The sequence below is a fragment of the Sphingobacterium puteale genome, from assembly GCF_050986225.1.
GTDB lineage: Bacteria > Bacteroidota > Bacteroidia > Sphingobacteriales > Sphingobacteriaceae > Sphingobacterium > Sphingobacterium puteale.
The window spans coordinates 829,896-842,401 of the sequence record NZ_CP158959.1 but is presented as its reverse complement, the minus strand read 5'-3'; the positions used below and the strand labels follow the sequence as shown (position 1 = coordinate 842,401).

The following is a 12,506-nucleotide window of genomic DNA, read 5'->3' as shown; positions in this document are numbered from 1 at the left end:
ATTAATTTGATAACTTAAACATAAATTATAAATCTAGTTGTTCAGTGAGTATGAGAAGTATAATCACATTATGCCTTGCAATTTTATTTGGGAACTTAGCACAGTCCCAGACCAAAGGGGTGAAATTTGTAGAAGGATTAAGTTGGAAACAGGTCAAAGAAAGAGCGAAGGCAGAAAATAAGTTTATCTTCGTAGAACTTTTTGCAACCTGGTGTGGCCCCTGCCAATACATGAGTAATGAAATTTTCCCTTTGGAACAGGTTGGTGAGCCCATCAATCAAAATTTTATCAGTATCCGGGTTCAGATGGACTCCACCGAGGCGGACAATGCTGCTGTCAAGAAATGGTACGCTGATGCCCGTGCTATTTCCAGTGAGTACAATATCCAGTCCTTTCCAACCTTTTTGATCTTCAATCCAAACGGGGAAGCGGTACACCGCATTGTTGGTGCGAGCGATGCCCCTGAGTTTGTCGAACATGTATTGGATGGACTGTATCCGGAAACACAGTATTATACCCTATTAAAAAAATTCGAAAAAAGGCCTCAGGATATCTACACGGCCAAACAGATGTTAAAAGCGGCAAACATTGCTTATGATGAGAATACCGCCCGTAAAGCAGAGAATACTTTAGCCAACTCCTTGGGCACCGACGAGCTTTTTAAGAAAGAAAATGTACATATTCTATTGGCTGCTGCCAAGTTTACAAATTCAAAAGCTTTTAACTTGATTCGCAACAATAAGGAAAAAATAGATATTCTGCTGGAATCTCCGGGAATCGCCAACCGTACACTGGCAAACGTCGTAGTCAATGAGCTTTTTCAAATTAAAATAGACGCCAAACACGAGCCTAACTGGGATAGTTACCAAAGCGAGCTATCCGCAAAATATCCGGACATAGACTTTGTCCCAATGTTTAAAAAGATCAGGGCACACTATTATCTTCAGGTCAAGAACTATGTGGCCATGAAAAATACCATCAATGATTATCTATCGTCAGAGGATTTTACTGCCCATCAATTGAATACCTTTGCATGGACAATCTTTAATAACAGCAGCGATCCCGAATGTATCGACGCAGCGATCAGCTGGAGCAAAAAATCGATCATAGAGGATCCCAGTTCTGCATTCTTAGATACATATGCCAACCTACTGTATAAAAAAGGTGAAAAAGACAAGGCGATCAAGTGGCAAAATAAAGCCATAGAAATGGCCAGTGACGACGATCGACCGATCTATCAGGAAACATTGGACAAAATGACCAAGGGGATAAAAACCTGGGAAAATTAAAGCTCTCCTTCACGGATCCCCGCGTTTGACTTTTTAATGAATATGCTTTAAATGCAATGGCCGGACCTCTAACATGTGGTCAATAAAATAAGGCAATGTCGCCGAGGCATTGCCTTATTTTATTGACCAGGGTTCTAATTCGACAGATGCATCCATCGATGTCTCAAAATAGTAAACTCCTTGATTAATTTTTTTCCACAATATTTTTCTTGATCGCAATTTTTATTCCGTAAATTAACACCTAAATATCAACGGATTATGAAAAAGTTAATTTTAATGTTACTTCTGATTCCATCGCTCCTATTTGCGCAGAGTGAAGGTGTAAAATTTGAGCATGGCCTCAATTGGAATCAGATAAAAGAAAAAGCGGCCAAAGAAAACAAATTTATTTTTGTGGATTGTTTCACCACATGGTGCGGTCCCTGTAAGTATATGGCAAGTACAATCTTTCCACAGGCAAAAGTGGGAGATTTCTTCAATGCTAAATTTATCAACGCCAAAATCCAGATGGATAAAACCAAGGACGACAGTGAGGAAATAAAATCCTGGTATGCAGAAGCAGATCGTTTTGCCAAAGATTATACAGTAAGAGCCTATCCTACATTCCTGATCTTCGATTCAAAAGGCAATCTTGTCCATCGGATTGTTGGTGGCGGAGAAGCAGATGCTTTCATCGCTAAAGCCCAAAAAGCGCTAGATCCAAACACCCAATATGAAACCCTATTGGCGAAATTCAATGCTGATCCACAAAATGCAACAATTGCAAAAGCCATGGCAGCAGCTGCAAAAGATGCCTATGATAAAGAAACACAGGCAAAAGCAGAAGGTATAGTACTATCCACCCTATCGACAGACCAAATCTTTACAAAAGACAATGTGGAGTTATTGCTTTCTTCGGCGAGCATAAAGGATTCAAAAGCGTTTAACTTGATAAAAGATAACCCCGCTAAATTTGATGCAGTCAGTGAAAAAGTCAAAGCAAATGATTTTCTGTCGAAACTACTGATTGGTGAGGCTGTCAATACCAAAATACAAGCAAAAGAAGCGGTAGATTTTGCGGCCATTGAAAAAGAACTGGCTCAAAAATATCCTACCATCAATACCGAAAAAGCGAGTTTGGAAATGCAGCCCCGTTATTTTGCTTACACGAAAAATTTTCCAGGACTAAGAGATAGCTTCAATAAATATATCGCAAAATATGGTTCAGCGATTACTGCAGGACAACTGAACGACATGGCCTGGTCAATTTTTGAAGGCTGTGATGACCCTGCCTGTTTAAAGGCCGCTGCAGAATGGAGCAAATTATCGCTTGAGAAAGAGAAAGATGCACCGATGTATTTAGATACCTTTGCAAACCTTCTTTACCGATTAGGAAACAAAGAGCAAGCCATTAAAACACAGGAAAAGGCGATCTCACTTCTTACAGATGCCACACAAAAAGAACAATATGTGGCAACTTTACAAAAAATGAAAAAAGGCGAAAAGACCTGGCAATAAATAATATATCGTCTATAAAAAAGGAAAGGCCCCGATCAATGTAATTTGATCGGGGCCTTTCCTTTAACCATATTCAGCTGTCACTTTCAAAGGAAAGAGTATTACTACCTTATTTTAGTTCTTTAATTCCCATATTCCAGAGCGCAAAAGCATACTTATCAACCGTACTATTGATCAACACCTCGGTAGATCGGCCGGCACCATGTCCTGCTTTGGTTTCAATACGGATCAACACTGGATTATCACAGGCCTGTTTCGCCTGCAGCTCGGATGCAAACTTATAGGAGTGCGCCGGAACAACGCGGTCATCATGATCGCCAGTCAATACCATGGTTGCCGGATAACAAACACCTGCTTTCACATTGTGCACGGGTGAATAGGCTTTCAGATAGTCAAACATCTCTTTACTGTCCGCAACAGTCCCATAGTCGTATGACCAGCCTGCGCCAGCTGTGAATGTATGGTAACGCAACATATCCAAGACCCCCACTTCCGGCAAGGCGACTTTGGCAACCTTAGGATCGATGGTCATTGTTGCTCCAACGAGCAAACCACCATTGGAACCACCTGACAATGCCGTGTATTCAGGTGAGGTGTAACCATTCTCCTGCAGATAATGAGCCGCAGCGATAAAATCGTTAAATACATTCAGCTTGTTGAACTGTCTTCCACCATCATGCCATTTTTGACCATATTCGCCACCTCCGCGTAAGTTTGGAACAGCATATACGCCACCATTTGCCAGCCAAACCGCAACAGAAGTGCTGAAAGCTGGTGTAAGGCTGATATTAAAACCACCATAACCATATACAATCGTTGGATTTTTTCCATTCAGGGCGATGCCTTTTTTATAGGTAATAATCATAGGTACCTTTGTTCCGTCCTTGGAGGTATAAAACACCTGCTTAGATTCATATTGATCACTGTCAAACTTGACATTCGGTTTAATATAAAGAGTCGATTGTCCCGAGTTGACATCAAACTTATAGCTTGATGAAGGCGTAATATAATTCGAGAAACCAAAGTAGATCTCTTTTTCCTTTTTCTTGCCCGAGAAACCACTTGCTGTTCCTACACCCGGCAATTCGATCTGTCTGATTTTTTTACCGGTATAGTCGTATTGGATGACAGCCGAGACGGCATCCTTCAGGTAATTTGCGAATAGATAACCACCACCGGTGCTGATCGAAAGTACATTTTCAGTTTCCGGAATCACATCTTTCCAGTTTTCCCTGACCGGATTTTTCAGATCAACTTTGACTAATCTATTGTTGGCCGCCTTATAATTTGTTTCCAATAGAAAAGTATCCCCGATATTATCGACTACGCCTGTATTTGCATCAAAATGATCCTGTAGGCAGATGATCTTGCTATTGGGTTTACTCAGATCTTGGTAATAAAGCTCATTACCCGAAGTTGTATTGGCGGCAGAGATAATCAAATAACGCTGATCATCAGTTAATGAAGCGCCTACATAACGTCTCGGCGTTGCCGATCCGCCAAAAATCAGCTGATCCGTAGATTGCGCCGTTCTGAGCTTATGGTAATATAATTTATGCTGATCCGTCTTCTCGGATAATTCCGATCCTTTGGGTTTATCATAGCTTGAATAGTAAAATCCGTCGTTTCCTTTCCAGGCGATGCCCGAGAATTTCACATCCACAAGTGTCTCCCCAACGGGAGCTTTATCCTTAGCATTTAACACAATCACCTTTCTCCAGTCTGAACCTCCCTCAGAGATCGAATAAGCAACCAGACTTCCATCCTTTGAAAAAGAAACGTCAGCCAAAGAAGTAGATCCATCTTTTGAAAAGGTATTCGGATCAAGGAAAACCTCCTCTGTACCATTCTCACCTTGTTTACGGTAAAGTACGGAATGCTGCTGAAGTCCATTATTTTTAAAGAAATAGGTATATGCACCCTCTTTGAAAGGAGTTCCTATTTTTTCATAATTCCAGATTTCCGTCAGCTGCTCTTTCAATTTTGTCCGGAAAGGAATGGTATTTAGATAATCAAAAGTGACTTTATTTTCGGCTTGGACCCAACTTTTAGTTTCTGCTGACCGGTCGTCTTCCAACCAACGGTAGGGATCTGCTACTTTCTCGCCCCAGAATTCGTCAACAACAGAGCCTTTGCTCGTCGTTGGATATTTCAACTGTTGTCCACACACAGGAGTTGCTGTATCAGCCATACCGATCACCATCAGGATAAGACCAATTTTTTTGTTTATCATAAAGAACTTTATACTTGTTTCACTCAAAAATAACAAATATAATTTCAGATTTCATAACGATAGCTTAAAGTAAGTGTCATGATCAGGACATCTTGAACAATAACTCTCGCCTTCAGACCAAAGGTCAGATCTTATCCTGATGAAATTTCCAGAATCCTTATTTTTACATCAGCTGAATTTTTTTTAGCTTTATTTAATCTCTTAAATATCCAACAATGCGCAAAAGAATCGCTTTCCTTTACTTGGCCATGTCCCTTTCTGCTTTCGGTGTGAGTCAAGCGCAACAGCTTTCGATAGATCAGCAATATCGTACTACCTCGACCAAGGTCAACAACCTTGTCCATACCAAACTCGATGTCCGTTTTGACTATAAAAATCAATTTCTGAATGGGAAAGAATGGATTACGCTGCAGCCACATTTCTATCCAACAGACTCACTTCGCCTGGACGCCAAAGGCATGGATATCAAACAGATTGCGCTGGTCAATGGGCAGCAGCTCGTTCCCCTAAAATATACTTACGACGATAATTCTCTTCTGATCAAACTGGACCGAAATTATCTTTCAAACGAAAAATATACGGTATACCTGGACTATACCGCCAAACCGAACCTACTCAAAGTACAGGGAAGTGCAGCGATCAATGATGCGAAAGGACTTTATTTTATTAATCCGGACGAACGGACAGCGAATAAACCGCGACAAATCTGGACTCAGGGTGAAACAGAGGCGTCCTCGGCCTGGTTTCCAACCATTGACCGCCCCAACCAAAAGACGACAGCCGAAATTTCAATGACCGTACTGGATCATTATGTCAGTCTGTCCAATGGTGCTCTGGTCAATCAGCAAAAAAACAACGACGGAACACGTACCGATACCTGGAAAATGGACCTACCTCATGCGCCTTACCTCTTTATGATGGCCGTAGGAGATTTTAAGATTTACCGGGATAAATACAATAATATTCCTGTGGATTACTACCTGGAGCCGAAGTATGCCCCATATGCGAAAGATATCTTTGGTAAAACCCCTGCCATGATGGATTTCTATGGTAAAACCTTGGGCGTTCCCTATCCGTGGAACAAGTATGCGCAGATCGTCTGTCGCGATTATGTCTCCGGCGCCATGGAAAACACCACGGCAACGCTGCACGGCGAACATGTTCAAAAGACCAAAAGGGAACTTTTGGACGAAAATGAAGAAGGCACCATTGCCCATGAGCTGTTCCATCAATGGTTTGGTGATCTGGTTACCGCCGAATCCTGGTCCAACTTAACGATGAACGAATCTTTCGCAACCTTTGGCGAGATCATCTGGCATGAGCATGACGGTGGCAAAGAAAAAGGGGATAAATCAAGATTCGAAAAGCTACAGTCGTACCTCAAATCAACGCAGAACGGTAATAGCCCAGCACTTGCACGTTACTATTACCACGACAAAGAAGATATGTTTGATCATATCAGCTATGCCAAAGGTTCGTTGATATTATACGCCTTAAAGGAACAGATGGGCGATACAGCGTTCTATCAATCACTCAAAAAATACTTAACGGAAAATTCTTTCAAAACCGGCGAGCCACAGCAATTACGTCTGGCCATGGAAGAAGTTACTGGTAAGGACTGGGCACCTTATTTCAATCAATGGTATTACAAAGGCGGTCATCCGATCCTCAACGTAACACACAAAAATGAGAACAACACACTTGTCCTCAACATCGATCAAGCACAAGATTCCAGCGTTCAAACATTTCAATTACCACTCACGATTGACATCTATACCAAAGAAGGCAAAATCAGCAAAACGGTACAGCTCAACAAACGTACGACACAGCTGACCATTCCCTTGGCAAGTCCCCCTGAATTTATTGATATCGATCCCCAAAAAACGCTTGTCGGCGAGATCCGGATCGACAAAAGCGATGCGGATTATCGTTATCAATATAAACATGCACCATCTTTTACCAACCGTCTTACCGCATTACTATTTGCAATGAAAAATCCGAAAACAACAGTTGGACAGGAGATACTGACAGCGGCCTTGGCTGATCCCGATGCAGATCTGGCAGCGATGGCCATTCAGGGCACAGATCCAACCGATCCTGCTGTTAGGAAATCAACGGTGAACATCATTGCTTCATTGGCTGAAAAATCCACCGCCTCGGTCGTACGCGCTTCTGCAATCCGCAAGCTGGGACAGATCAAAGATAAAAAGTATAAAAACTTGCTGTTTAACGGAGTTAAAGATCAGTCTTATATGGTTATCGCCAGTTCACTCATGGCCATTAAGGATGCCTATCCTGATCAACTTCAGCAGGCAGCCAAGAACATAGACCCCGAAGCTTCGGAATATTTGAAATCCCTCCTGACAGATCTGTCCAAATTGTAAAAAATATATTGTGGAAGCGAATTTTGTATTCGCTTCCATTTTCTTTAGATTTGGGCACATGTCAACAAGAAAAAAAATCTATTTTGCCTCAGACTTCCACCTTGGATCCTATCCACTGGAGCGCTCCCGCGAAAGAGAACAGGCTATTATTCAGTGGCTCGACGAAATCAAGGTCGACGCAGCACAGCTCTACCTTGTTGGCGATATTTTTGATTTTTGGTTTGAATATGCGACCGTGGTACCCAAAGGCTATATCCGCTTTCTGGGCAAACTGGCAGAAATTGCCGATCTGGGTATCCCGATCACTTTATTTAAGGGTAACCACGATATGTGGATGTTTGATTACCTCAAAAAGGAATTAAATGCGCAGATCATTGACAATGAATTGGAGCTTGAACTTGGCAATAAACTTTTCTACATCCATCATGGGGATGGACTAGGCTCCGGGGACTACAAGTATAAATTGCTTAAGAAAGTATTTCGGAGTCGTTTCTGTCAATGGTTATTTGCTCGATTGCACCCCAATCTAGGGATAGGTATTGCCACCCGATGGTCCAAACATAGCAGGCTTGCCAACAATGAAGATGAAAAATTTCTCGGTGAAGACAAAGAATGGTTGATCGGTTATGCGAAAGAAATCGAGCATAAACAACATCACGACTTCTATCTGTTTGGCCATAGACACCTGCCCTACGATCTAAGGCTCAATGCGGAAAGCCGTATTGTTAACTTGGGGGAGTGGATCAATTATTATACTTACGCAGTATGGGATGGGGAAACTTTACGTTTAGAAAAATGGGAGAAAAAGTTGTAATTTCTTTAGCAGACTGCTTTCAGGGTTACCATTTTCTAAACCCCACGAGCATTGACCGGTTGGAGCAGATCAGTGAAAAGCTTATCTGTAAAAGGAATAGTGTACTGATCCGGCAGGATAAAATCCAGAAAGACATTTATTTCTTGGCTTCCGGATTAGCCCGTGTCTATTACGAAACTGCAGACCGACAGATCACACTCGATTTTGTCTCTCCCGGCGGCACATTAATCTCGATGAACAGCTATGTGCATGACACACCGGGCTACGAAAACATAGACCTCCTCGAAGACAGTATAGTCTACAAAATTGACCAGAAACAGCTATTTAGTCTCTATGAGAGCGACATAGCCATTGCTAACTGGGGCAGAAAAATGGCTGAACTAGAATTTATCAAAGCCGAACAGCGCACCATGTCCAAACTTTTTAATACAGCCCAGGAACGATACGCCGAGTTGCTCGAAAAATATCCTCAATATATACAACGGATCAAACTTGGTTACATTGCCTCTTATCTGGGCGTTAGCCAAGTGACCCTCAGCCGCATCCGGGCAAATATCCCTTAAAATTTTTAACATTTGTTAAAATTATTCTGCGGAAAAACGTAGACCTTTGTTCCTGAAACAAAAAAACAGATATATGAACTGGGTATTTTTAATTCTTGGCGGAATATGTGAAATTGGTTTTACAACCTGTCTAGGAAAAGCCAAGGATGCAGAGGGCAGTGAGCAATGGCTCTGGTATGGAGCCTTTGTTGTCTTCCTATTTGCAAGTATGGGCTTGTTGATCAAAGCAACACAGACACTTCCGCTCGGAACAGCCTACGCTGTATGGACAGGTATCGGTGCTGTCGGAACGGTTTTAATGGGTATTATCTTCTTTAAAGAACCTGCAGATTTCTGGCGCATATTCTTTATTTTCACGCTGATTGCTTCCATTGTTGGACTAAAAGCAGTTTCCTCTCATTAATAGCTGGCTAGGTAGTTCAAAAGCAACAAAATTTCCTTACTTTTGTACTCTCAATAGTAATCTAGGTCATAAATTCCTGGAAGAAGCATTTTTGATATATGTTAGATAAATTACAAGCGATCAAAGAAAGATGGGAAGAAGTGGAAGCTGAATTAAGCAACCCTGACACCATGCAAGATATGAAACGTTTTGCCAAATTGAATAAAGAATACAAAGATTTGGGCAAAATCGTGGATCAATACCATATTTATAGAAATATGGTCAGTAATATTGATACCAATAAAGACATCATCATGAACGAGAAGGATCAGGAACTTCGTGAGATGGCCAAGGAAGAGCTGGATATTTTATTGGTTGAAAAAGAAGAAAAAGAAGAAGAAATCCGTTTGATGCTGATTCCTAAAGATCCTGAGGATGCCAAAAATGCCATTATCGAGATCCGAGGTGGAACCGGCGGTGACGAGGCGGCTTTATTTGCCGGTGACCTTTACCGTATGTACACCCGTTATTTTGAAACAAAAGGCTGGCGCAATGAGGTGATGGACGTTACCGAAGGAACTTCAGGGGGTTATAAGGAGGTTATCCTTAAAGTGATCGGCGAGGATGCTTATGGTCAACTGAAATACGAGTCTGGTGTACACCGCGTACAACGTGTCCCTGATACAGAGACACAAGGACGTGTACATACGTCAGCTGCGTCAGTTGCCGTATTGCCAGAAGCAGAAGACGTGGATGTTGAGATCAATCCGGGTGATATCGAATTACAGACATCCCGCTCGGGTGGTGCCGGAGGTCAGAACGTCAATAAAGTAGAAACAAAAGTACAATTGACACATAAACCAACAGGTATTGTTGTTGTTTGTCAGGTTGAACGCTCCCAGTTGGCCAACCGTGAGTTAGCGATGGAGATGCTTCGTAACAAACTTTATGAACTTGAACTGAACAAAAAGAACGGTGATATTGCTGCAAAAAGAAAAACTTTGGTGTCCACAGGTGACCGTTCAGCAAAAATCCGTACCTATAACTATCCACAAGGTCGCGTAACAGAGCATCGTATTGGTATGACGATGTACAACCTACCGGCGATTATGGACGGTGATATTCAAGGAATTATCGACGCATTACAATTTGCAGAGAATGCGGAGAAGATGAAAGACGGTCAAGTAGACTAGTTTTTTTCAAAAAATCTTTGCAGATACGTAAACAAACGCTATATTTGCACACCTTCTGAGGAGAAGGGTTGAGGTCTGGTAGTTCAGCTGGTTAGAATACATGCCTGTCACGCATGGGGTCGCGGGTTCGAGTCCCGTCCAGACCGCTTCAAAAAAGAGAGTAATCTCGGTAAGTTCTTTAACAAAATAAGTTTTTAAGATTTTTAGGTCTGGTAGTTCAGCTGGTTAGAATACATGCCTGTCACGCATGGGGTCGCGGGTTCGAGTCCCGTCCAGACCGCTAAAATTATTAAAAACAATCTTTAAGATTTTAGGTCTGGTAGTTCAGCTGGTTAGAATACATGCCTGTCACGCATGGGGTCGCGGGTTCGAGTCCCGTCCAGACCGCTAAAATTTTAAAAACACACCTTGTTGGTCTGGTAGTTCAGCTGGTTAGAATACATGCCTGTCACGCATGGGGTCGCGGGTTCGAGTCCCGTCCAGACCGCCAAAAAAAAGCATCATTTTATTCAAATGATGCTTTTTTTTTGTTACAAAAATCTCCACGCCTATTTTTTCAACTCATACTGCAGTGCTCCCGAAGGACAGCGTTTAATTTGGTCGATCAGCTCGGCTGTACTTGCGTTTTGAGCCGTAATCCAAGGCCTATCTTTCGGATGATATACCTGTGGCAAACTTTTAACACAGACCGCTGCATGTTCACATCGCTCGGGAATCCAAAGTACAGTGATCTCCCCATTGGGATGGGCATATTTAACAATTTTTTCTTCCATAATAAAAATCTCTCCTAAATTACTAATAGCGGTAAGAACGATTTTGTTTTACGAAATCGGACGTCTTCGTTTAATCATTCTGCTGACACGATAAATCATAAGAATACTCACAACAGAGAGCAGAACGACAATGATACCCAAGGTTGGATAATGCTCCAACGGGCTTTCCTTTGTCTGTTGCACAATGATCACACCAGCAAGGGAGGCGGCTACTCCTCCAGCCAGCTGCTGCAAGGATGAGCTGATGCTCATAAATGCGCCCCTATCCTTCATCTGAGGAACTGCACTGATCAAAGCCGAAGAAGGTGTCATGCGGCTTAGTATACCAGCCATCATCAGAATATTCAAAACGACGACAAGATAAAACGGGGATACTCCCAGATTGGTATAGATCAAAACCACGACCATCAGCCATAGCGAAGCAAGTGCGAAGATTTTAAATTTATCGTAACGGTCACTCAATTTACCAACGATAGGCATAATAATCAAGGAGGCTACACCTGAAATCATAAATAATAGAGGAAGTTGCTCGTGGCTAACATGCAGGTTATTGACGGCAAAAGCGCTTCCAAATGGCATCATCATATATCCTCCGATGGACAGTAGTGCTGTCGCTAGAAAACCGATACGGTATTCTTTTTGAGAGAATGTCGCCCAAAGGTGTTTCAGCGCCGATTGATGTTTTTGCAGGCCGATATGTGCAGTAATAGGAATCAGTTTAACCGCAATAATAATGACAATGACCAAGGCCATCACAGCGATCCACAGGAAAGCACTATGCCAGCCCCAGTTGTTTGCAATATACAGGCCTATCGGAATCCCCAATACCTGACTGGCGCCAAAGCCCATCTGCACAAAACCCATCACGCGACCTCTTTGTTGCAGCGTAAATATATCCGTTATAATAGCCATGGAAATCGAACCGATGACACCACCAAACAGACCGGTCACCACGCGGGCAGCAACCAAAGTCCAATAACCATTGGCAAATCCACAGAAAAAAGTTCCGACAATAAAACCGGAGTAAAAGAACAGCAAGAGCTTCTTCCGGTCAAAACGATCGGCAAAACCCGCTGTCAGTAAACCTGATGCACCGGCACTAAATGCATAGGCTGAAACCGCGACACCAAATTGAGCCGGCTTTAGGTCGATGGCTTTCATCAAAATATCACCCATCGGCGACATGACCATAAAATCAAGTACAACGGTAAACTGCGTTATCGCCAGCAAAAACACCACGAGTTTCTGGTACGCCGTAAAGGGTGCATTCGCCTGTTGATCTATTTCCATACGATAATAGTGATTTTGGTTTAAACTGGTTTAAAAATACATAAGCGCTGGAACATTCTGCATAATAAGTTTATAAAAATTATTCAAT

10 protein-coding genes and 4 tRNA genes are annotated in these 12,506 nt (G+C 42.3%); 11 read left to right on the top strand and 3 right to left on the bottom strand.

What is annotated here, in order from left to right:
• Window positions 1–50: 50 nt before the first annotated feature.
• Entirely contained in the window at window positions 51–1,289 is a 1,239-nt protein-coding gene (locus ABTV71_RS03515; RefSeq protein WP_433902260.1) for a thioredoxin fold domain-containing protein, read from the top strand.
• Window positions 1,290–1,547: 258 nt separating this feature from the next.
• Complete coding sequence (locus ABTV71_RS03510; RefSeq protein ID WP_121125593.1) at window positions 1,548–2,786, top strand: thioredoxin family protein; 1,239 nt, start codon at window positions 1,548–1,550, stop codon at window positions 2,784–2,786.
• Between the two features lie 109 nt (window positions 2,787–2,895).
• Here ABTV71_RS03510 and ABTV71_RS03505 read toward each other — a convergent pair whose 3' ends face one another.
• Window positions 2,896–5,019 carry a prolyl oligopeptidase family serine peptidase gene (locus ABTV71_RS03505; protein ID WP_433902259.1) on the bottom strand — a complete coding sequence of 708 codons (2,124 nt, stop codon included), beginning with the start codon at window positions 5,017–5,019 and terminating at the stop codon, window positions 2,896–2,898.
• A 215-nt stretch (window positions 5,020–5,234) separates the two neighbouring features.
• Between ABTV71_RS03505 and ABTV71_RS03500 the strand changes: the two genes are divergently transcribed.
• The 9 genes from ABTV71_RS03500 (at window position 5,235) to ABTV71_RS03460 (ending at window position 10,845) form a co-directional block, all read left to right on the top strand.
• Window positions 5,235–7,403, top strand: coding sequence for a M1 family aminopeptidase (locus ABTV71_RS03500; protein WP_433902258.1), 2,169 nt, complete (start codon window positions 5,235–5,237; stop codon window positions 7,401–7,403).
• Window positions 7,404–7,461: 58 nt separating this feature from the next.
• A complete protein-coding gene (locus ABTV71_RS03495; RefSeq protein WP_121125596.1) occupies window positions 7,462–8,217 on the top strand; it encodes a UDP-2,3-diacylglucosamine diphosphatase in 756 nt (251 codons plus the stop codon).
• Window positions 8,199–8,780 carry a Crp/Fnr family transcriptional regulator gene (locus tag ABTV71_RS03490; RefSeq protein WP_183078744.1) on the top strand — a complete coding sequence of 194 codons (582 nt, stop codon included), beginning with the start codon at window positions 8,199–8,201 and terminating at the stop codon, window positions 8,778–8,780. Before ABTV71_RS03495 ends, ABTV71_RS03490 begins: the two co-directional genes overlap by 19 nt.
• 73 nt (window positions 8,781–8,853) lie before the next feature.
• Window positions 8,854–9,183 carry a DMT family transporter gene (locus tag ABTV71_RS03485; RefSeq protein WP_108636081.1) on the top strand — a complete coding sequence of 110 codons (330 nt, stop codon included), beginning with the start codon at window positions 8,854–8,856 and terminating at the stop codon, window positions 9,181–9,183.
• A gap of 98 nt (window positions 9,184–9,281) precedes the next feature.
• Window positions 9,282–10,355 carry a peptide chain release factor 1 gene (gene prfA, locus ABTV71_RS03480; protein WP_104385093.1) on the top strand — a complete coding sequence of 358 codons (1,074 nt, stop codon included), beginning with the start codon at window positions 9,282–9,284 and terminating at the stop codon, window positions 10,353–10,355.
• 72 nt (window positions 10,356–10,427) lie between these two features.
• Window positions 10,428–10,501 (top strand) — tRNA-Asp (locus ABTV71_RS03475).
• Window positions 10,502–10,561: 60 nt separating this feature from the next.
• A tRNA-Asp gene (locus ABTV71_RS03470) sits at window positions 10,562–10,635 on the top strand.
• 33 nt (window positions 10,636–10,668) lie between these two features.
• Window positions 10,669–10,742 (top strand) — tRNA-Asp (locus ABTV71_RS03465).
• A gap of 26 nt (window positions 10,743–10,768) precedes the next feature.
• Window positions 10,769–10,845, top strand: a tRNA-Asp gene (locus ABTV71_RS03460).
• Between the two features lie 58 nt (window positions 10,846–10,903).
• Here the strand turns inward: ABTV71_RS03460 and ABTV71_RS03455 are convergent.
• Window positions 10,904–11,128 carry a (4Fe-4S)-binding protein gene (locus tag ABTV71_RS03455; RefSeq protein WP_121125597.1) on the bottom strand — a complete coding sequence of 75 codons (225 nt, stop codon included), beginning with the start codon at window positions 11,126–11,128 and terminating at the stop codon, window positions 10,904–10,906.
• A gap of 48 nt (window positions 11,129–11,176) precedes the next feature.
• On the bottom strand, window positions 11,177–12,418 hold the full coding sequence (locus ABTV71_RS03450; RefSeq protein ID WP_121125598.1) for an MFS transporter: 1,242 nt from the start codon (window positions 12,416–12,418) through the stop codon (window positions 11,177–11,179).
• Window positions 12,419–12,506: the final 88 nt, after the last annotated feature.